We start from the raw sequence: 20,543 nt of genomic DNA on the forward strand, positions 1-20,543 counted from the left end.
TCGTCCGCCTCGACGGTCGACCCGGGAACTGTCACAGACCGCCTGTTCACCAACCGGGTCCGGGAGCCTTGCGGTTGTCGATCCCGGTGCTCCCGTAGGAAGGGATGGAATGGGTCTGACTGTAACCAGGATCGCCGCACCCGTGGACCAGCTCGACAGCGGAGAGGTCCTACGGCAGCTGGAAGGGTTGATCGCCTTCCGTGCGATTCTGCCTGCGCAGAAGTGGTTGGTGCTCGATGTCGTGCGGCGCGAGCGCAACCAGGCGAGGTTGAGCGAGATCGCGTACAAGCTGCAAGGGCTCGCCGAAACCGTCGGCATTCCGTCGCTTCTCGCTCATGTCGAGGACAGTGACTGCTCTCTTGTCCTAGTCTCCAGCGACGGCATCGTGCTGGGTCTTGACGGAACACTCACCGCAACGATCAGGCTGCGCGATGCGCATGGGGTGGAGACACGGGTTGTTCTTCGCGCCAAGGCCGGTGGCGGTGTCGAAGTCGTTCAGCCCTCCGACAAGGGCTCCGCGCCCCCGTCGCCGGCGCGGTCACTCGACGAGACCGAGGATCGCATCCGCCTCGTGACCGCGCTCGCCCGGGAGCATCTGTCCGCCCCGGCGGCAGAGGAGTTCCTCGCCATGCTTCGCCCCGCTTTGAGGCTCGTCCACGCGGGCGAAGATGACCGCGTGATCGCCCAGCTCGGCGGCTTGCCGACGCTCCCGATCAACTCCTGGCCTGTCTGGGATGGCCACGGTCCACTCAGCCACGTGCTCAGTTTCGACTGTGCACCGGTCGCGGAGTTGCTGCCCGAGCTGGGCATCCCACACGAAGGCCGCCTTACCTTCTTCTATTTCGATGGCGCATACGACGACTACCGGAGCATCGTCGGCACCTGGGACCCCTCAACGAGCCCAGGATTCCACGTCCTTCACCTGCACCCTGAGAACAGCCGGGCCCACATCACCGACGCCGCCACGCCCGTGCGGCCCGGCCTCACTCCCTTCGCGCCCGTTGCGCTGGCGGCGGTACGCACCCTGACCTGGCCGGCGCACGAAACCCCGATGGCAGGAGCACTGTGGATGAAGCACGGCCTCGTGGACGTGGGAAGCGCACGCCCGTCAGAACCGGTCCGCGCGCTCTACGACGCTCTCTGGAAACTACCCGGCGGCGGATACGACACCCACCAGATCGGCGGCCATCCATGCCCGCAGCAGGGGCCAGTTGAGATGGAGGTCGAGCAACTTCGCCGCGGACTGGGTGGCGAGCCGTTCGCGTGGGACGACCCAGAGGTCCGATCAGCCGCCTCCACCTGGCAGTTGCTGCTGCAAGTCGCATCTGATGACGACGCCGACATGATGTGGGGCGATGTCGGCCAGCTCTACTACCTGGCCTCCGACGTGGAACGGCCCGGCGAAGCGCTCTTCACCTGGCAGTGCGGTTGAGCTGAGGCCGATCCGGCAACGCTCTTTCATGGTCCTGACGTCAAGGGCAACGTACTACGAATCATCGAGCGTCAGCGGCCCACGGATCTGCGTGTTCCCCGGTAGGCGCGTGCCCGCAGAGCGGCCGTGCAGGTGTGCTGTCCGTGTTGGAGTCTGCACGACGACGAACGCAAGGGCGGTCCATTGCCTGAACCCCTACGAACAGCGCCGGGTCGAGCGACAGCGAATCGCACGCATCTGCCGCGATCCGCGCGGTCGCGGAGACGGGTCTTTCCGCCGCGAACACGCCCATCAGCTCGACGGCGGCGAACCTCGGACAGACGCACTCTTCAAGCCGATGAGAGACGCGGCTCGAGTGCGTCGCCCGAGTGATTGATGACAGCCGGGCATCGGTGGAGACAGGCCGTCCAACGGCGGTACCACCCCGGGGTATTCGGTCCAGGCTACGGTCCTGACGAGTTGATACAGGTCGAACAGTAGCCCCGATCCCGACATAGCCGCTTGCCCCAGCGCCCGCCTGAGCGAGCGCCGCCGACTGGCCGCACGACACCGAGGTCCGGCTACGGTTGACGGTTGCACCGTCGCCGAGGTAGGGCTGAGGTAATCCCTGAGAAAGGGCGACACCTCATGCGTTCATCTCGGCTCGGCGCGCCCATCCTCTGCGCGCTCCTCCTTGCGGCCGCGCCCGCCTTCGCTGCAGAACCTGACTCGGGCACGGTCTCGGCCAATGGCTCCGACCTGACCTGGCAGGGCAAGACCTACGACGCCGCGGCGACCACCTTCGCGCCGTGCCCGTCCGCGGCCGAAGACCCGGAGGACCTGGTCTGCGACCATATTACGATCACCGCCGACGTGGCCGCCGACTTCTGGGACCGGCGCGAGGGCGGCATGGTGGTCTCCATCGGCAGCGAAGTCCCCAGCTCCGACTTCGACCTCTTCGTGTACGACGGCTCCGGTGCACTGGTCGGCTCCTCTGAGAACCCGGACAGCCAGGAGACGGTCAACGTGCCGGATGTGTCCGGTGTCTACGAGGTCCGAGTGAAGCCCTGGCTGGTCACCGAGCCCTCGTCGTACACCGGCACCGCCGGTATCGTGATCGACCGCGGCGGGGACGGCGGCGGCGATGGTCCGTCCAAGCCGCCACGCCCCAAGCAGATCGACGCCCCGGACTTCTCCGCCCGAATGTGGAACCTCGAGGACATCCGGTCCCGGCTCGCGAACGAGACCTCCACCGGCGGTGACGCCGTCGTCGCCGTGATCGACACCGGCATCGACATCAACCACCCGGAGTTCGAGCGCCGCATGGTCGACCCGCTGTCCTGGGTGTGCCCGGAGGGCGTCCAAGTGCCGTGCTCGGGTTTCCAGTACGTTGACGACCACCACGGCCACGGCACGCACGTCGCGGGCACCGTGGCGGCCGCTGACGACGGGGTCGGGGTCACCGGCGTCGCGCCAGACGCGACGATCATGCCGATCCGGGTGGGCGACGACGACGGCAACATCGTGGGCGACCTCGCCGCCGCGACCCGGTACGCGACCGCGCAGGGCGCCGACGTCATCACGATCAGCATCGGCTTCATCGTCGGCAGCGGTCCGCTGATCTCCAACCCGGTCGTGCCGCTCGACGGCGGCTGGGCGGAGGCCGTGCAGGCGGCCGCCGACGCCGGCATCCTTGTGACGTTGGCGGCAGGCAACGACGGCGTTCCGTACTGCGGACAGGGCGAATTTTGGCAGGACGCGGCGCTCTGCGTGGCGGCCTATGGCACCGAGACCGACCCTGCGGTGTACTCCGACTGGGGCCACGAGATCGACGTAAGCGCGCCCGGTGGCGGTTTGCTCACTTGCGACGGTGGCATCTGGTCGACTGTCCCGCTGGACCTCGAGGAGGTCGACTCCTGCACCGAGACCCCGGGCTACGCGGTCTTCGCGGGCACCTCGATGGCGACCCCGCACGCGGCCGGTGTGGGCGCAATGCTGGCCGACCTGGGTGTTTCCGGAGCGGCCGCGAGGCAGCGGATCGTGGAAACCGCCCGCGACGCGGGGACCCCGACACTGCTCGGCAGCGTCACCGGTCCACGGCTGGATGCTGCGGCCGCGGTCCAGCCCTGAGCGCATGCGGACCCGGCTCCGGGCCGCTCGGATGGGGATGGCCAACGTCAGGATCACTCAGGGCATGAAGGCGTGGAGGTCCGCGATCACCGAAGACCCTGCTGACGTCTCGCGGAAGGGAAGGCCTTCATCGCATAGCCCGACGTTGCGGATGCCGTCCAAATAGCGCGTCATTCCGCCGCGTCAGCAGGTCAGAGGGCGGCTGTTAGTGGCCGACCCTGCTTGGCTGGATGTTCTTGTTGTTGTGGAACACGTTCTCGGGGTCGTAGGTGTCCTTGATCACGGCGAGCCGCCGGTATGTGTCGTCGCCGTAGGCCTCGTGGACGCGGTTCGTGTCGTCGGAGTCGAGGAAGTTCACGTACACGCCGGCGCGGTAGGGCTGGAGGGCTGCGAGGAACTCGTGCGCCCACGCCGTCTCGAGGGCGCCGAGCGAGACGCGCTGTTCAGGCAGCCATACCCCCTCTATGACGATGTTGTGGCTCACATCGCGACCGGAATATGCGGTGGCATCGCGTGGGACCCGGGCCACCGCACCGCCGAGGTGGAACATCACCACGCACGACCTCGGCGACACCGCTCGGTAGGCGTGTTCGGCGACGACGTCGATGACCTCGTCGGACAGGTCGGTGAGGTTCGTGGACTTCCAGTAGTAGTTCCATCCGTGGGGGACCGTGTCGTTGATTCCGCTCTGGTGGTCGACGTACCGGGTTGGTGCGACGAGGTCCACAAGCGGTGTCCCGAACTCGCGGAGTGCACGGACGGCACGGCCCCCGTCCTCGACAGGCCCGGCGTAGCAGCTGGCCACCGCGATCGCCGGCCGGAAATGCAGCTCCTCGCTGACACCCGGCCATGGCGGAATCGTGCCGAGCCGGACGACGTTGCCGAGTTCGTCTGAGGCGTCGGCCGCGAACTCTCGGTAGAAGCGCATGACGTCGACGGTGTCCTCCGCCGCCCAGAAGACCGGTCCGGCCATGACGGTTGGACCGACGGGATGCAACGCGTACCGGAACGATGTGACCACGCCGAAGTTCCCGCCGCCGCCGCGCAGCGCCCAGAACAGGTCGGGGTGATCCTCGGCCGATGCCCGGAGAATGTCGCCCTCGGCGGTGACCACCTCGGCCTCCACAAGGTTGTCGACGGTGAGTCCGTGTTTGCGCATCAGCCAGCCGATGCCGCCGCCCAGGCTGACGCCGCCGACCCCGGTGTGGCTCACGATGCCGCCGGTGGTGGCCAGGCCGTGGGCCTGGGTCTCGTGATCGACGTCACCCCATAGGGCGCCACCCTGTACGTCGGCCGTGCGTTCGACGGGGTCGACCGATACGGCGCGCAATGCAGAGAGGTCGATGACGATCCCGTCGTCGCAGAGCGCGGTGCCGGCCACGTTGTGGCCTCCGCCCGCTACCGCGATCTCGAGGTCCCGGTCGCGCGCGAAGCACACGGCCGCGGCCACATCGGCGGCCCCGGTGCATCGGGCGATCAGGCGGGGTCGCCGGTCGACCATGTCGTTCCACACGGCCCGGGCGTCGTCGTACTCAGCGTGCCCGGCGGCGATCACCTCGCCCCGGAACCCGGGGATCCCAAGGCGCGTCTCCGTGTCGCTCGGCCGGCGGACTCGTTCGCTGGTTGGCCTTGTCATCTTTCCTCCTCCATGTGGACGAGCCCAGCCCACCACCGGTGGACACCGCAGGGAACGCAGCAATCTGGACTTTGCAGTAAGGAATCTGGACTTCCCCGAGGGTGGGAGAATCGCGACACTGAAGGGGTGAGGACCTACGGCCAGTACTGCCCCATCGCCCGGGGCGCGGAAATCTTCGCCGAGCGGTGGACGCCGCTGATCATCCGCAACCTGCATCTGGGCTGTGACACATTCGGCGGGATCTTGGAGGGCGCGCCCGGGCTCTCTCACACCCTGCTCGCGCAGCGGCTCAAGCAGCTCGAGCGCCTCGGCATTGTCGAGTCGGTACCGAAGCCTCAGGGGCGAGGCCACCGCTACCAGCTCACCGACTCCGGCCACGACCTGTTCGGGGTATGCGAGACGCTCGGCGCGTGGGGCGCCCGGTGGCTCGAGATCGCTCCCGAGAACCTCGACCCATACCTCGCGCTGTGGTCGATGTGCAACGCACTCCGCCCGGAACGACTCCCCGAGCAACGCGTGGTGATCCGGTTCGACTTCACCGGCTTCCGGCCTCACGAGCGGTACTGGTTACTGCTCGAGCACGGCGAAACCGAGATCTGCAAGACCTACCCAGGTCTCGACGAAGACCTCTACATCACCGCCGAAGCCGAAGCCTTCGTCAAATGGCACGCCGGCCGGCTCAGCTGGGCCGAGGCGGTTCGCGACTCACGCATCCGACTCGACGGCCCGCCGTGGCTGATCAGGGCCTTCCCGACGTGGAACGCCCGCAGCATGTTCGCCCACATCAAACCCGCGTACGATCGCGCACTCCCAAACCGAGGGGGCGGCCCGCAGCGCACCGCCGGAACACTCAACGCCGGGTGACCCTCGGGAATGATGGGGGCGCGTCGCGCGGCATCGCCACGGCGAAGTACAAGCTGGAGGTAGCTCAGCAATCGCCTCCAGAGACCAACGAGATCGGCCCGCCCATTACTGGTCTCAGCGGACCCCTGTGCCGCTATTGAGACGTTCGTGACCCCGCGTCCTTCCGCCGCGACAGCGGCAGCGTGTCTTGAGCCGCGAGCAGCGGCTTCGCTGCTGAAGGTCAGGCGTTTCGTTGATCGGAGTAGCCGTGGAGAGTGAACCGCGAAGGCCGTGGGCGACCGCCGTTTCGGGTGTCTAGGCCGGTGATCGCGAAGCGCCTGCGGGTGCTCGAGGAGTCGGGCGTGTGCGGCGTACGATCGAAGGCCAGACGCACCGGCTGTTAGATCCAGCCCGGCGTGCTGAGCGAAGCGGCGGACTGGATGGATCGTATACGCGCCCTGTAGGGCCGCCTGTGCGACGTCGTCGAGTTCCGAAGGAGGACCGGCCACGATGAAGACTCCGCCGATCGTGTCAGCGCAGGAGTGGGATGCCGCCCGTGAGGAGCTGCTGGTCGAGGAGAAGAAGCTGACCCGCGCCCGCGATGCGCTGGCCGCCAAGCGCCGCCGGATGCCGTGGACGGCTGTGGACAAGGAGTACCGCTTCGACGGCCCGGAGGGCCCGTTGAGCCTTCTCGACCTGTTCGAGGGTCGCCGCCAGCTGATTGTCTACCGCGCCTTCTACGCGCCGGACGTCACCACGTACCCGGAGGGGGGCGGCGGATACCCGGAGCGAGCCTGCGTGGGCTGTTCATTCCTCGCCGACCAGGTCGCGCACCCCGCCCACCTGAACGCGCGCGACACCACGCTCGCGTTCGTTTCGCGGGCTCCCCAGCCCGAGATCCAGGGCCTGAAGGAGCGTATGGGCTGGGAGCTGATCCCGTGGTACACGATCACCGACGACTTCGACAAAGACTTCGGAGTCGACGAGTGGCACGGAACCAACGCCTTCATCCGCGACGGCGAGCGCATCTACCGCACCTACTTCGTCGACAGCCGCGGCGACGAGGCGATGGGAAGCACCTGGAGCTACCTGGACATCACCGCACTCGGCCGCCAGGAGGAATGGGAGGACTCACCGGAGGGCTATCCGCAGACCCCACCATATGGGTGGTGGAACTACCACGACGCGTACGGCAAACCTGCCTAACCGCCGTCGTGGCGGTCTGCCATGGTCGCGTCCTCGTGGCGCCGACAGCGTCGGGTTCCAGGTGTTAGCCGCCACGTTTGATGACGACGTTGGCGCCACTGTGGTGACGACGAACTACAGCACCACCGTGGCAACTGGCCCCCTCCCGTCGGCGACGTCACCGCGCCAACCCGACCCGGACCCGTTCACGACCCATCAACCAGTGGCGACACCATGACGTCGCCAACCGTTGGCGATCACCGGGACAGCGCAGACCAGCCTGGCCGTCGCCGACCAGCATGATCATGTTCGCTGGCGGCGTGTCAGCGACCGCCAGCGCACATGATCAAGAAATTCTCGCCGCCACCGACACTGTGGCGGAGAAGCCTGTTCGCCCTCGATGCCGACGAGCTGCGGCAGACCATCGAGACGATATTCGCCGCCCGCGCCACTCACGAACTACCCCGGGCTGTGCCGCCACACGCCGCAGCGAGCTGACCTCGTCCTCGCGATCGCTCACATCGTGTGGTCGTCGAGGACGATCCGTCCGTCGCGTAGCTGGATGGTGCGGTCGCAGGCGGCGATGGTCGCGGGGCGGTGGGCGATGACGAGGGTGGCTCGGGTGCTGGGGCGGCGGAGGAAGGCGGATATGGCGGCGTCGGCCTCGGGGTCGAGGGCTGCGGTGGCTTCGTCGAGGATGAGGATGGCAGGGCGGTTGACGAGGGCGCGGGCAATCGCGACGCGGGCGCGTTGGCCGCCGGACAGGGCTGCTCCGCGTTCGCCGACGTCGCTGGCCAGGCCGCGGGGGAGCCCGGCGTCGGGGGAGACGATGCCGGCTTGCTTCGCTGCGTCTTCCAGGATGTGGGCGGAGGCGGTGGGTGCGCCGAGCCGGAGGTTGGATTCGATCGTCCCAGTGAGGACCGGGGCGTCCTGCGGCACCGCGGAGACGAGTTCGCGCAGCCGGGTGTCGGGGAGTGTGGTGGCGTCATGTCCGGCGACGAGGATGGTGCCGTCGTCGGGGTCCCAGAGACGCAGGGCGAGTCGTGCGCAGGTCGTCTTCCCCGCTCCCGAGGGGCCGACGAGGGCGACGGTCTCCCCGGGCCGGATGGTGAACGAGACGCGGTCGAGGGTGGTCGTTCGCTCGTCGTAGGTGAAGGAGACGTCGCGGAACTCCAGGCCGGTGCCGAGATCGGGGAAGGGTTCGTCGGAGGGTGGGGCGTCGCGCGTGGCGGGCGGGCGGTCGAGGATCTCGACGATCCGGTGGGCGGATTCGCGCAGGGTGCCGGCGTTGCGGAGCAGGTCGGAGATCTGCGCCGCCGGTGCGAGCGCGGCGGTGGAGACGGTGAAGGCGAGCGGAACGAGTTCGGGGGCGAGGGTGTCGTGGGTGAGCGCCGCGACGGCGAGTGATCCGAGGGCTGCGAGGGCGAGCAGGGCGTCGGCGATCCCGCGTTCGAGGCCGAGTCTGGACGCGACCTTCGCCTGCATGCGGGTCATCGACGCCGTGCGCGCTGCGATCTGCCGGCGCCGCCGGTCCAGGGCATTGGCGGCGCGCAGCTCGCGAAGCCCGTGGACGGTGTCGATCATGTCGGAGCGGAGGGTGACCCCGTCGACGGCGAGGGCGGCGGCTTGTCGACGCGCGACCCGGGATGTCAGCCAGGGGGTGGCGACGCCGGCGACGAGGAGCGGGACCCAGATCAGCAGCAGCCACGGCGTGATCAGCACGGAGACCGTCACGGTGATGGCCAGCACCAGGGCGGCGGTGAGGGTCTGCGCGACGGTGTGGGCGTAGAGCCATTCGAGGGTTTCGACGTCGGCGAGGGCCGTGCTGGTCAGGTCGCCGCTGTGGCGTCGGCGCCGGCGATCGGGGAGGCTGCGGCGCAGGGCGGTGAAGATGCGGTCGCGGAGGATCCCGATCAGCCCGTAGGCGAGGTCGTGTGAGGCCATCGACTCGCGCCAGGTCGCCAGCGCGGTGACGACCGCCGCGGCGGCGAGCAGCGCGCCGGCGACGTAGATGTCCGCCGGGTCGCCGGCGAGGGTCCGGCCGATGAGCAGGGCGAGGCCGGCCGCGAGCCCGAGCGTGCCGAGCTGAACGACGATGTTGCAGATCAGGGTCTCGATGAGGGGGCGGGGCCGGCTCGCGATCACCGGCAGCAGCCGGCGGACGGCGCTCATGGTCGTCCGTCCCGGACCGGAGCGGTCGCCACCGGAACGTGTCCGGCGGGTGCGAGGCGGCCATCGTCGACGCGGAGCACTGTTCCGGCACCTCGGGTCGCGGTGTCGCGGTGCGCGATGACGATCGTCGTGCAGCCGCGGGTGGCGCGTTCGACACCGTCGAGCACGCGCCGTTCGGCGTCGACGTCGAGCGAGGACGTCGCCTCGTCGAGGACGAGCACTGACGGTTCCGCCACGAGTGCTCGGGCGATCGCGAGGCGCTGGCGCTGCCCGCTGGAGAGCCGGGCGGCGTGCTCGTCGAGGACGGTCTCGTAGCCGTCGGGAAGCGTGTCGATGAAGGAGGCGATGTCGGCCGCGGCGGCCGCGGCGCGGAGCTGGTCGTCGGTGGCGTCGGGCCGGTGCAGCAGGAGGTTGTCCCGCACGGACCCGGCGAACAGGTAGGCGTCCTGTGCGACGACGACGATGCTGCGGTGCAGCGCGTCGAGGGAGTAGTCACGCAGGTCGCTCCCGTCCAGGCGGATGGAGCCGGCGTCCGGGTCGTAGTCTCGGTCGAGTAGCCGGGCCAGCGTGCTCTTGCCGGAGCCGGACGGTCCGATCAGGGCGACGGTCGCGCCGGGCGGAACGCAGAAGCTCACGTCGGTGACACCGGACGTGGTTCCCGGATAGCGGAAGTTGACCCGCTCGAAGGCCACGGCGGCACCGTGTGGTGCCTGGTTGGTTCGCGAGCCGGTATCGGTCACGGTGGGCCGGGCGGAGAGGAGGGCGTCGAGTCCGTCGACGGCGGTGAGGCCGAGGTAGCCGGCATGCCAGTGCCCGCCGAGTTCGCCGATCGGCCGGAAGCACTCGCGCGCGAGCAGGAGGATGCCGAGCAGGTACGTGCCGGCATCGGAGCCGCTGGGCTGGCTCGTGATCGCGACGATCACCGTGAGGACGGTGCCGAGGTGCAGTGCGGCGGCGCTGATAGCGCTCTCCACCAGCGAGATCCGCAGTTGCGCCATCGTGTCTTCGTGCAACTCGTCCGACCGCGTCCGCAGGAGGTCGCCGGTGCGGGCGCCGGCGCCGAAGATCCTGAGCAGCGGGATCGACTGGATCGCCTCGAGGTAGTCGGCCGACAGGCGCTCGAAGCGTGCCCATCTGCGCCGCCCGGTCGTCAGCAGGCGGGCGTCCCAGAACCGCGGCGCGATCACGGCGACGAGCACGGCGATCCCGAGCACCAGGCCCGCGGCGGGTGACTGGGCGGCGACCGCGATCACGAGGGTCAGCGGAACGACGATCACGACGGCGAGCTGGGGTAGGTAGCGGGAGTAGTAGGCGTCGAGACCCTCGACGCCGTCGACGAGCGTCGCCGTGATCGCGCCCGCTCGCTCGCCGCGGGTGTAGGCAGGCCCGAGAGTGACCAGGTGGGCGAGGAGCCGGTCGCGCAGCCGGGTCCGGATGGCGATGCCGCACCGGGCGGTGATGACTTCTCGGGCCCAGACCAGGACGGCGCGGGCCACGGCGGTCAGCCCCAGCCACGGCAACACTGCGACCGCACGGTCGAGATCGCCCGCGACGAGCGCGGCGAGGGCGGCCGCGACCTGGAGCGCGAACAGCACGTGCAGGCCGGTCACGGCCAACGTGGTCGCCGCCACGAGGACGATGTGCCCGGGTACCAGGCCGGCCAGCTGCAGCAGTCGGCGGTGGATCATCCTCCGAACGCGTCGGGGTAGAGCTGCTCGGCGATCTGCCGCACGACCGACACGTTGCCGAGGGTGCCCGGGAAGGTGTCGGCGGAGGAGATGGCGATCATTCGGCCGTCTCGCACGGCGGGCAGGTCGGGGAACGTCGCCGTCAGGTATTCGCGGGTGGCCTGTTCGTGGGCGTCGTCGGAGGCGGCGAACACCAGGGCGTCCGGGGCCTCCGCGGCCAGCGTCTCGGGACTGATCTGCGCCGCGAAGAACTCGGCGAATGCCGGGTCGTCGGGCCCGAACACGTTGTCGGCGCCGGCCAGCCTCAGCATGTCGTACTCGACGCCGGCGCCGATCGCGGTGAGCGTGCTGCCCTCGACGTAGACCTGCGCGACCCGAGGCCGCGGACGGCCGTCGATGGCGGCGGCCACCTCGTCGAGGTCCGACTGCGCCTGCTCGACGAGCGCCTCGGCCTCTTCCTCGACTCCGAAGATCTGTCCCAGGTTCCGCAGGTCGATGAAGAGATCGTCGACGGTTCCCTCCATGCGGCGGTCGAAGCATCCGCCGGTGGCGACGTAGGCGGCGATTCCGGCCTGGTCGAGCTGCTCGATGCTCGCGAACCCCTGCTCGGCGGTGAACTCGTAGGTCGTCGGCGAGAACACGAAGTCCGGTTCGGCGCCGAGGAGCTCCTCACGGCTGGGCGGCGTCGTGTCGCCCAGGACGGGGATGTCCGCGGCGAGCTCGGCCACATCGTCGGGGAGCGTCTTGGTGCCCACTTGGGCCTGTCCGACCATGTGGTCGGCGAGTCCGAGGCGCAGCAGGAGCTCGGTCTGTGACGGACTGAGCCCGACGACGGCGCTGGGGGTCCCGGTGACCGTGACGTCGCGGCCGCAGTTCTGGACGGTCGTGACGTCGGCGTCGTCGTCCGCGGGGGCCGATCCCGTCACGGACGTGCCGCAGCCGGTCAGCGCGAGGGCGACGGCGAACCCCGTCGCGAGGACCGGGGTTCGGACGCGGCGGGAAGAGACGGGACTCATGGGGTGGTCGCTCCTTGGGGTTCGGGGCTGATATCGGCGGACGGGGACGGGTCGTGGGGGTGGCCGAACGCGAGCACCGTCCTGCCGGTCTCGGGATCGGGCAGGAACCTCGCGTCGACCTCGAAGACCTCGCGCACGAGGTCCCGAGTCAACACGTCGCGAGGCGGGCCGAACGCCACGAGCCGGCCGTCCTTGAGGACCGCGACCTCGTCGCAGTGCGCGGCGGCCAGGTTCAGGTCGTGCAGTGCGGCGATGACGGTCCGGTCGAGGGTGCCGACGAGGCGCATCTGCTCGAGCTGATGGGCGATGTCGAGGTGGTTCGTCGGTTCGTCGAGGACCAGGACCGGGCCGGCTTGGGCGAGCGCCCGGGCGAGCATGACCCGCTGTTTCTGTCCCCCGGACAGCTGTCCGACCATGCGGTCGGCCAGATCGAGCGCACCGACGCGGACGAGCGCCTCCTCGGCGATCCGCAGATCCTCGGCCGTGTCCCGCCCGAAGGAGGAATGGTGGGGCACTCGGCCGAGGAGCACGACCTCCAGAACCGTGAGATCGAACTCGGTCGAGGTCTCCTGGAGCATCACGGCCACCGTGCGGGCGACGTCACGCGGCCGGAGGCTGCGGACGTCGTGGTCGTTCAGCAGCGTCCGGCCCGCTCGCGGTGTGACCGCCCGGTACAGCGTGCGCAGCAGCGTGGACTTCCCGCTGCCGTTGGGACCCAGGAGGCCGACGAACCGGCCGTCCTCGATCGCGAGAGACACCGACCGCAGCACGTCGGTGCCGCCGAGGGCGACGGTGAGGTCGTCGAACACCACCCTCATCGGTCGAACCCCGCACGAGCGGCCGACCCGCGCCGCATCAGCCAGAGGAAGAACGGCGCTCCGACGAACGCCGTCAGGATGCCGAGCGGGATCTCTGTGGGAGCGGCGACCGTCCGGGCGAGCAGGTCGGCGAGCATCAGGAACGCCGCACCGCCGAGGAGCGCGACCGGCAGCATCCGGCGATGGTCCGCGCCGACCAGGATGCGCGCCACGTGCGGGATGACCAGCCCGACGAACCCGATACCCCCGCTGACCGACACGATCGCTCCCGTGAGCAGCGACGCCACGAGCAGCAGCAGGCCTCGGAGCCGGGCCACGTTCACGCCCAGCGCCGTCGCCGACTCGTCACCGGTCAACAGCGCGTTCATCGGCCGCACCTGCGTTCCCACGACCACGCACGCGACCACCAACGCGATCGCCGGCCCGATCAGGCTCTGCATCGTGGCCGCCGAGACACTCCCCAGCAGGAAGAACAAGACGCTCACGACGTTCTGAGCGTCGGTCGTGACCGTCAGGTAGCTCGTGATCGCGCTGAACAACGTCCCGAGGGCCACCCCGGAAAGGATCATCCGGGTCGGCGACAGTTGGCCACGCTGCCGGGCGAACAGCGCCACCAGCACACTCGCGCCGAGCGCGCCGACGAACGCCGCGGCGCTCAAGGACAGGCCGGCGACCGCCGTTGAACCGGCGACGATGACCAGCACTGCGCCCACGCTCGCGCCCGAGGAGACGCCCAGAATGTAGGGCTCCGCTAGCGGGTTGCGGACGATCACCTGCATGATCGCGCCGGCGAGAGCCAATCCGGCCCCAGCGACGCCGGCCAGCAAGGTGCGAGGAAGCCGGAAGTTCCACACCGCCTGGTCCTGCAGCTGCGTCAGGCTCCCGTCCGTCATCCACGGCATCCCGGGGACGAGGTGGCCCAGCACGATCCGCGCCGCGTCGACGACGCCGACCTCTACGGGCCCGACGGCGCTGGACGCCACGACCAGGCCCAGGATCACCGCCACCAGCGCACCGCATAGCAATGGCGTCACCGCGCGACGTCGCCGTGAGACGCCCGCGCGCGACGCAGCCTCACCAGCGGCAGGCGCCTCTCGGCGCAGCAGGGAACGGGTGGACACAGGAGCTAGCCCTCTCGGTCGGGGAATCCGAACCTAAGTGATAACAGTAATCGGTAGCAAACCGGGCACGTCGTTGGCGGTTCAGCTGCGCGCGGCGCGGTTGGACGGTGCCAGCCGGCGGCAGGCGTTCTTCTACATCACCCTGCCACTGTTGCGGCGGTCGATCGCGCTGTGCCTGATCGTCTCGGTCACCGGGTCGCTGCTGGCCTTCGACCAGTTCTTCATCCTGACCCAGGGCGGTCCGGACAATTCCACGACCACGATCGTGATGCTGATCTACCGGACGGCGTTCCGGCAGTTCGACCTCGGAGCCGCCGCCGCGCTGTCCGTCATGGTTTTGATCGTCCTGGTAGTGATCAACATCGCGCAGTTCCGCTTCCTGCGCCGCGGGGCCGAGGAGTAGCGATGAGAGTGGCGATCGGCCGCGCCTCGTACTACGTCTTCGCGGGCGGACTTGCGATCACGTTCCTGCTCCCGCTGGTGTGGACCGCTGTCGCCTCGGTGTCGCCGCACGCCGCCACCGCGCAGCAGAAGGGCTATGGGTTCGGCAACTACCAGGTGCTGGCCGACTATGATGCCGGCCTGCTGAGGTACCTGTGGAACAGCTCCGTCGTCTCGGCGCTGACCGTGATCTTCACGCTGGTGCTGTCGATTCTCGGCGGCTACGCCTTCGCCCGGTTCCGGTTCTGGGGGCGGGACACGCTGTTCCTGGTGATCATCGCCATCCTGATGGTCCCGTCTGTCACCTTGCTGGTTCCGCCGTATGTGCTCTTCGGCGAGATCGGCCTGCGGAACAACCTGCTCGGTCTGGCGATCGTGATGACGCTGTATCAGCTGCCGTTCGCGATGTTCATGATGCGGACCTCCTTCGAGGCGGTGCCCCGGGAGTTGGAGGAGTCGGCGCTGGTCGACGGCTGCGGCACGTTCGCGGTACTGCGCTGGATCCTGCTGCGCGCGGTCTGGCCGGGCGTCCTCACCGCCGGCCTGTTCGCCTTCCTGTACGCCTGGAACGACTTCATCGTCCCGTTGTTCCTCATCAACGACAGTGCGAAGTATCCGCTGCCGCTGGCGATGGCCAATCTGCGGGGCGGAACGAGCGGCGCCAACTTCGGGGTCGCCGAAGCCGGCGTCGTCGTGATGGCGATCCCGTGCCTGATCCTGTTCCTGCATCTGCAGCGTTAATACGTTCGCGGCTTCATGTCTGGAGCTCTGGACGAATGAGAGCCACCTGCATTGCGGGTGGCCGTCTCGTTCGTGGGCTGGTTCTCCATATCGGCGGTCAGACGTCTGCGCGGGCGGCGCGTGTGGCGCCCGCCGATGCGGCCACCACGCACAGCACCGCGATCCACTGCGACCAGTGCAGCGCCTCCTGGAGCAGGATGAGGCCGATGAGGGCCGCCATCGCGGGTTCGAGGCTCATCAGGATGCCGAACACGCGCGCTGGGATCTTGCGCAGTGCTTCCAGATCCAGCGTGTACGGGATCACCGACGACAACAGTGCCACGCCGAGCCCCGCAACCAGGACCCACGGCTGGATCAGCGCCGTTCCGCTGTCGGCCACGCCGAATGGCACAGCCACCACTGCCGCGACGACCATTCCCAGAGCCAGACCGTTGCCTTCCGTGGTGTGTCGGCCCAGCGCCGCGCCGAGCAGGATGTACAGGCCCCAGAACGTTCCCGCGGCGAGGGCGAACAGAACGCCGGCGAGGTCGAGGTCGCCGCCTCCCTCCATTAGCAGGACGACACCGCCCGCCGCGAGTACGGCCCAGAAAGCGTCCAGCCATCGCCTCGACCCGGCCAGAGCCACTGCCAGCGGCCCGAGGAACTCGATGGTGACCGCGATCCCCAGCGGGATCCGGGCCAGCGCGAGGTAGAAGCACAGGTTCATCAAGCCGAGGATCACGCCGTAGCTGAGCACAACTGTCCACGTGCGACGATTCACGCGCAGTGACGGCCGCCACAACAGCATCAGCACCGCCGCCGCGAAGAACAGGCGCAACGCGACTGTCCCGAAGCTGCCCACCTCGCTGAACAGCTGCTTGGCCAATGCCGAGCCCACCTGAACGCTGACGATGCCGAGCAGTACCAGCGCCGGTGGCGGGATCGCATCGAAGGTACGTCCGGCCAGCGCGGTCAGCGGGGACCGGCCGCGTTGCGTCCTGTCGACGTTCATGGTGTGGCCACGCGTGGATTATCGACGATCGGGCGCGGCGCGTCATGTGGTTTCCACGTGCTCAGGCCGCAGGAGCCGCTGTCGTTTCCGTCCAAGACGGGGGCGGCGGACGGGGTCTACCGTGGGCGCGAGCGCACACGATGAAGGAGAACGGCACATGCGTGATCTGGTCTACACGGGATTCATGTCACTCGACGGCGTCGTCGACTCTCCGGGCGGCGGGCCGGGGGAGGAGCACCGCAGCGGCGGCTGGGTGTTCAAGGACCTCGAGTTCGTCCCCGAGGCGTGGTCGATCAAGGGCGAGGAGCTCGCCGACACGACGGCGCTCATGTTCGGCCGCCGCAGCTACGAGGCGTTCGCGTCGGTCTGGCCCAGCTCCGAGGACCACGCCGCCTACAAGGAGCTGCCCAAATACGTGGTGTCGACCACGCTGTCCGACGACGCCCTCGTCGACGGCTGGGGGCCGACCACGATCCTGCGCTCGACGGACGACGTCGCCGCGCTCAAGGAGGGCGAGGGCGGCGCGATCTTCATCCACGGGAGCGCGGAGCTCGCCCGGCGGCTGTCGGACGCGGGCCTGATCGACCGGTACCACCTGCTCGTCTTCCCGGTGCTGCTCGCCGCCGGCAAGAGCCTGTTCAGCAGGGTGGACAAAGAAAAGCAGATGCTGAAGCTCCGGGACTCCGAGGTCTACTCGAACGGGATCACCAAGCTGATCTACGACGTCACCCGCTGACCCAGGCCGGCGGCGCGCTCAGGTACCGGCGCGGTACCGGTCCTGGTCTCGGGCCGGTGACGCCCGCGTACGCCCTGCCGGCCTGCTCCCAGAACACCAGGCCCCAGCGCACCCGCGCGACCGAGGTCATCTCGGTGACCTGCTCGCTCGTGCACGTCCAGACGCTGTCGATCCACCGTGAGTCGGACCGGCGCGTCTCGAACCGCGGTCCCACGGGCGAAGGAAACGCCGTGGCCCGGGGGCGGTGGTGATCAGCTGATTCGCACGCTCGCGATCAGCCCGTCGCGCAGCTGGAACGCCATGGGACCGGTGCCGTTGAAGCCGTTGCCGGACACCTTCAGCGTGGCGACGTAGCTGTCCGGGCCGTCGCCGGGCTCGAGGCTGACCAGCTCGAAGTGCGACTGCTTGCCGATGTTGTCCGTCCGGTCCCAGCTGCGCACACCGTCGTGGCCGTGGAACTCGCGGCCCCAGTCGTTCAGGTACGCGTCGTCGGTGAACGCCGCGACGAACGCCTCGGAATCGCCGCGGTTGGTCGCGTCGATGAACACCTGGATGGGTGCGGGCGTGTCGATGCTCGTCATGGTCGGCAGGCTACTCGGGCCAGGCGTTGCTGAGGATGATCCGCACGAAGTCGTCGCGCACGAACCCGTCCTGGTAGTGCTCGAGCACGTCGGCGTTGACCGTGCCGAAGGTCGAGCGCGGACGGTGGGCGGTGCCTTCGGTGAACGCGTGCAGGATGCGCTTCTTGAAGTCCGGCCGCGGATGAGCGGCCACGACGGCGGCGCGCTGGTCGTCGGTGAGATCGTGGTAGCCGATCCCGAGGACGTCCGTCTCGACGCCCGCCGTCACCAGCGCCACCACCGGATCCAGGAACTCCGGGACGCCGGGCGTGGTGTGCAGTGCGATGGCCAGCCACACCGTGCGCGCGTCCTGCTCGTCGACGCCGCACCGCAGCAGGAAGTCGCGGGCCTCCTGGGCGCCGTCGACCTCGAACCGCAGCTGTGAGTCGCGGTAGCCGGCGGTCAGGCCGACGTCGTGGAACATCGCGCCGGCGTAGAGCAGCTCCAGGTCCGGTCGCAGGCCGCGCACCCGCCCCTGGAGCGCGCCGAAGAGGAAGACGCGGCGGGAATGGTGGTAGAGCAGGTCGTCCTCGGTGTCGCGGATGAACTCGGTCACCTCGCGGACGAGCCGGGTGTCGGGGACGGTGATGCCGGCGATGGTCTCGGTCATGGTCCCAGCGTGCGGTGCTCGAGGCGGGACGCGCGCTGTCCTGATGGACACGTATCCCTCGGTTCCGGACATAGCCTGCGGACGTGCACACGTCACCGGCCAGGTTCGTCGAACAGCGGCGCATGGAGGCCGCCAAGCCGCGGCTTCAGTCCCCTGGCGGCGTGATGCGTCCATGACGGCGGTCGTCGCCGGCCCGCTCGACGCCGGCTGGCCGGGCTCCGCCGCGGGCATCGTCGCCGGGTCGAGCAGCTCGGCCGGCTGCTCGTCGGGCCGGCAGTGTGCCCGGTTGGCCGCCTGGGTCGCCGCGGTCGAGGCTGCCGTGTCGGCCGAGCTGGCCTGGCGTCCTGGGCTGCGCCCGGACCACCACGTCCTCGACCTGGGGCGCACGAAATACCGGCCGACGAAGGCGTTGGCGGAGTTCATCGTGGCCCAGGACCGGACCCTGGCAAGTCCACCGACAACCCGACGGCACCACCCGATGCACCAGCCCCACCGGTCACCACTATGCCAAGTCACCACCGATCCGATGGCGAAACCACACGGTGTGATCTCGTAGGGAGCCGCTGGCGAGAAACCGCCCGTCGTGCCTAGCCGAGGGGAGCGCCGCCGTAGCCGATCTCGTTGCCGTCGGGGTCGTGGTAGGTGATCTTGCGGACGCCGTTCCCGTACGTCTCGCGCAGCGCCGGCTCGATGCCGCGCGCCGTGATGCCGTCGACCACCGCGTCGAGGTCGTCGACGAAGATCGTGACGTGGCTGTGGCCGGCGGTCTCGGGCCGCTGGTTGACCGCGATCGAGCGGTGCTCGGCCAGCTCCCACACCACCTCGGTGTCGTGCGCGCGGAACGTGAACGGCACGCCGAAGAGCTTCTCGTACCAGGCGGTCGCGGCGGCGAAGTCCGTGACCGGCATGACGACGAACAGGTCGAGGGCCATGCGCGCGATCGTAGCGATCCGGCCGTAGCTCGAGGATCCGCGCGCGCTGCCGCGGCGGCCGTCGCCGTCGGTCATCGCACCATCTTCGCCGAGGACCGCCGGGCGTGCCATCGGCGCATCATCCCAGGGCGCGGACGAACTCCTCGAGCGGGGTGGCCGGACGGCCGAGCAGCCGCTCCAGGTCGGGCGTCGGCGTGCCGAACTGCGGCAGGCGCAGCAGCGGCAGGACGAACGCCATGCCGCCGGCGTCGTCGTCGGCGATCTCGCGGAAGGTCACCTGCGTCCCGGACAGCTCGCTCAGGATCCGCGCCAGGTGCGGGTAGGTCCAGCCGGGACCGCGCAGCTCGTAGACGGCGTCCTCGTGGCCGTCGCCGGTCAGCACCGCACTCGCGGCCAGCGCGAGGTCGGCGATCGGAGTGGTGACAAGCGGGTGGCCGATCGCCGGCGCGGCCAGTTCGCCGGTCTTCACGGCGGCCGACACCAGGTCGCCCGGCACCAGCTCCTCGGTGTAGAAGGTGTTGCGCAGGAACGTGTGGGTGAGCCCGGCGTCCCGGATCGCCCGCTCGGTGGTCGTGTGGTCGGCCAGGAAGCTCTGTCCGTCCTCGGCCGTGATGGCGCTGGTGTAGACGACGTGCCCGACGCCGGCGGCGGCCGCCGCGGCGACGACGTCGGCGTGCTGGCGCGCCCGTACGCCCGGCGTGGTGTCCGACGCCGACACGAACAGCAGCCGGTCGGCGCCCTTGAAGGCCCGCTCCAGGCTCGCCGGGTCGTCGTAGTCGGCCCGCCGCACGTCGACGCCGCGGTCGGCGAAGGGTTTCGCCTTCTCCGGGTCGCGTGCGACGACGGCAACCTCGCCGGCCGGCACCTTCGCGATCAGGTCCTCGACCACGACGGGCCCGAACCGGCCGGTCGCCCCGGTCACCACGATCATGACTGTCTCCGTTCACTGGGGGTCTGTTCTTGCAACGGCTGTGACGTTACGCTGGAGACTCACCCAGTGAAAGTACGTACCTTGAGGTAACCAACGGAGGCCGACGTGAGCACCGAGGTCAGCAGCGGGCTGCAGGCACTGGAAGGTGACGTGTTCGACATCAACTGCCCGTCGCGCGGCGTCCTGGAACACGTCACCAGCCGGTGGGGCGTCCTCGTCCTGGCCGCGCTGGGGGAGCGCGAGATGCGCTTCGGCGAGCTGCACCGGCGCATCGGCGGCGTGAGCCAGAAGATGCTGGCCCAGACGCTGCGCGCGCTCGCCACCGACGGGTTCGTCGACCGCACCGTCATCCCGGCCGCGCCGCCGCAGGTCAGCTACCGGCTGACCGAGACGGGCGATCAGGTCGCGGCGCACGTCGTCGGGCTGGTCGGCTGGATCGAGCGGCACCTGCCGGAGATCCTGGCCGCTCGCGACGTAGAGCCGGCCACGGCGGCCGGCTGACAACTGGCGGCATGGTTGAG

Annotated in this window: 19 protein-coding genes and 2 pseudogenes; 9 read left to right on the forward strand and 12 right to left on the reverse strand. The window is 69.4% G+C overall.

Features of this window, described 5'->3' with window-relative positions:
- Window positions 1–142: 142 nt before the first annotated feature.
- Together E1262_RS16825 and E1262_RS16830 are read left to right on the forward strand one after the other, a co-directional pair.
- Window positions 143–1,432, forward strand: coding sequence for a YwqG family protein (locus E1262_RS16825; protein WP_162605951.1), 1,290 nt, complete (start codon window positions 143–145; stop codon window positions 1,430–1,432).
- Between the two features lie 627 nt (window positions 1,433–2,059).
- Entirely contained in the window at window positions 2,060–3,541 is a 1,482-nt protein-coding gene (locus E1262_RS16830) for a S8 family serine peptidase (RefSeq protein WP_132104305.1), read from the forward strand.
- 205 nt (window positions 3,542–3,746) lie between these two features.
- Here the strand turns inward: E1262_RS16830 and E1262_RS16835 are convergent, their stop codons facing one another.
- Window positions 3,747–5,177: an FAD-binding oxidoreductase gene (locus E1262_RS16835; protein ID WP_132104306.1), complete on the reverse strand. Its 1,431-nt coding sequence runs from the start codon at window positions 5,175–5,177 to the stop codon at window positions 3,747–3,749.
- 126 nt (window positions 5,178–5,303) lie between these two features.
- Between E1262_RS16835 and E1262_RS16840 the strand changes: the two genes are divergently transcribed.
- On the forward strand, window positions 5,304–6,041 hold the full coding sequence (locus E1262_RS16840) for a winged helix-turn-helix transcriptional regulator (protein ID WP_132104307.1): 738 nt from the start codon (window positions 5,304–5,306) through the stop codon (window positions 6,039–6,041).
- Between the two features lie 489 nt (window positions 6,042–6,530).
- Window positions 6,531–7,226 carry a DUF899 domain-containing protein gene (locus tag E1262_RS16845; RefSeq protein ID WP_132104308.1) on the forward strand — a complete coding sequence of 232 codons (696 nt, stop codon included), beginning with the start codon at window positions 6,531–6,533 and terminating at the stop codon, window positions 7,224–7,226.
- Window positions 7,227–7,721: 495 nt separating this feature from the next.
- On the opposite strand, the gene E1262_RS16850 is transcribed toward E1262_RS16845, so the two are convergent.
- The 5 genes from E1262_RS16850 to E1262_RS16870 are packed head-to-tail and all read right to left on the reverse strand — an operon-like array spanning window position 7,722 to window position 14,002.
- The gene (locus E1262_RS16850; RefSeq protein WP_132104309.1) at window positions 7,722–9,377 is read right to left on the reverse strand and encodes an ABC transporter ATP-binding protein; all 1,656 of its coding nucleotides are present in this window, start codon (window positions 9,375–9,377) and stop codon (window positions 7,722–7,724) included.
- Window positions 9,374–11,065, reverse strand: coding sequence for an ABC transporter ATP-binding protein/permease (locus E1262_RS16855; protein WP_132104310.1), 1,692 nt, complete (start codon window positions 11,063–11,065; stop codon window positions 9,374–9,376). Before E1262_RS16855 ends, E1262_RS16850 begins: the two co-directional genes overlap by 4 nt.
- Window positions 11,062–12,081, reverse strand: coding sequence for an ABC transporter substrate-binding protein (locus E1262_RS16860; RefSeq protein ID WP_132104311.1), 1,020 nt, complete (start codon window positions 12,079–12,081; stop codon window positions 11,062–11,064). Before E1262_RS16860 ends, E1262_RS16855 begins: the two co-directional genes overlap by 4 nt.
- Complete coding sequence (locus tag E1262_RS16865) at window positions 12,078–12,899, reverse strand: ABC transporter ATP-binding protein (RefSeq protein WP_132104312.1); 822 nt, start codon at window positions 12,897–12,899, stop codon at window positions 12,078–12,080. The genes E1262_RS16860 and E1262_RS16865 overlap by 4 nt, the downstream gene beginning before the upstream one ends.
- Window positions 12,896–14,002, reverse strand: a complete 1,107-nt coding sequence (locus E1262_RS16870; RefSeq protein ID WP_476702883.1) for a FecCD family ABC transporter permease — start codon at window positions 14,000–14,002, stop codon at window positions 12,896–12,898. The genes E1262_RS16865 and E1262_RS16870 overlap by 4 nt, the downstream gene beginning before the upstream one ends.
- A gap of 109 nt (window positions 14,003–14,111) precedes the next feature.
- Between E1262_RS16870 and E1262_RS16875 the strand changes: the two are divergent.
- Both E1262_RS16875 and E1262_RS16880 read left to right on the forward strand, forming a co-directional pair.
- Window positions 14,112–14,423 (forward strand): annotated as a pseudogene (locus E1262_RS16875) (carbohydrate ABC transporter permease); the annotation flags it as partial.
- A gap of 2 nt (window positions 14,424–14,425) precedes the next feature.
- The gene (locus E1262_RS16880) at window positions 14,426–15,202 is read left to right on the forward strand and encodes a carbohydrate ABC transporter permease (protein ID WP_132104314.1); all 777 of its coding nucleotides are present in this window, start codon (window positions 14,426–14,428) and stop codon (window positions 15,200–15,202) included.
- Window positions 15,203–15,299: 97 nt separating this feature from the next.
- Here the strand turns inward: E1262_RS16880 and E1262_RS16885 are convergent, their stop codons facing one another.
- On the reverse strand, window positions 15,300–16,193 hold the full coding sequence (locus E1262_RS16885) for an EamA family transporter (protein WP_132104315.1): 894 nt from the start codon (window positions 16,191–16,193) through the stop codon (window positions 15,300–15,302).
- Window positions 16,194–16,350: 157 nt separating this feature from the next.
- Here E1262_RS16885 and E1262_RS16890 point away from each other — a divergent pair, with 157 nt between their 5' ends.
- Window positions 16,351–16,929 (forward strand): dihydrofolate reductase family protein, encoded by a 579-nt coding sequence (locus tag E1262_RS16890; RefSeq protein WP_132104316.1) that lies wholly within the window; start codon window positions 16,351–16,353, stop codon window positions 16,927–16,929.
- Here the strand turns inward: E1262_RS16890 and E1262_RS16895 are convergent.
- The 3 genes and pseudogenes from E1262_RS16895 to E1262_RS16905 all read right to left on the reverse strand — a co-directional run.
- A pseudogene (locus tag E1262_RS16895) lies at window positions 16,929–17,143 on the reverse strand (AraC family transcriptional regulator); the annotation flags it as partial. The gene E1262_RS16890 and the pseudogene E1262_RS16895 sit on opposite strands and share 1 nt — an antisense overlap.
- Before the next feature lie 37 nt (window positions 17,144–17,180).
- Complete coding sequence (locus E1262_RS16900) at window positions 17,181–17,510, reverse strand: nuclear transport factor 2 family protein (protein ID WP_132104317.1); 330 nt, start codon at window positions 17,508–17,510, stop codon at window positions 17,181–17,183.
- A 10-nt stretch (window positions 17,511–17,520) separates the two neighbouring features.
- Window positions 17,521–18,159 (reverse strand): HD domain-containing protein, encoded by a 639-nt coding sequence (locus tag E1262_RS16905; RefSeq protein ID WP_132104318.1) that lies wholly within the window; start codon window positions 18,157–18,159, stop codon window positions 17,521–17,523.
- A 172-nt stretch (window positions 18,160–18,331) separates the two neighbouring features.
- Here E1262_RS16905 and E1262_RS16910 point away from each other — a divergent pair, with 172 nt between their 5' ends.
- Window positions 18,332–18,715: a hypothetical protein gene (locus E1262_RS16910; protein ID WP_132104319.1), complete on the forward strand. Its 384-nt coding sequence runs from the start codon at window positions 18,332–18,334 to the stop codon at window positions 18,713–18,715.
- A gap of 31 nt (window positions 18,716–18,746) precedes the next feature.
- On the opposite strand, the gene E1262_RS16915 is transcribed toward E1262_RS16910, so the two are convergent.
- Both E1262_RS16915 and E1262_RS16920 read right to left on the reverse strand, forming a co-directional pair.
- Window positions 18,747–19,091, reverse strand: coding sequence for a VOC family protein (locus tag E1262_RS16915; RefSeq protein ID WP_132104320.1), 345 nt, complete (start codon window positions 19,089–19,091; stop codon window positions 18,747–18,749).
- A 118-nt stretch (window positions 19,092–19,209) separates the two neighbouring features.
- Window positions 19,210–20,022, reverse strand: a complete 813-nt coding sequence (locus E1262_RS16920) for an NAD(P)H-binding protein (RefSeq protein ID WP_132104321.1) — start codon at window positions 20,020–20,022, stop codon at window positions 19,210–19,212.
- A gap of 105 nt (window positions 20,023–20,127) precedes the next feature.
- Between E1262_RS16920 and E1262_RS16925 the strand changes: the two genes are divergently transcribed.
- Window positions 20,128–20,523, forward strand: coding sequence for a winged helix-turn-helix transcriptional regulator (locus E1262_RS16925; protein WP_132104322.1), 396 nt, complete (start codon window positions 20,128–20,130; stop codon window positions 20,521–20,523).
- Window positions 20,524–20,543: the final 20 nt, after the last annotated feature.

The organism is Jiangella aurantiaca, from assembly GCF_004349105.1.
Lineage (GTDB): Bacteria > Actinomycetota > Actinomycetes > Jiangellales > Jiangellaceae > Jiangella > Jiangella aurantiaca.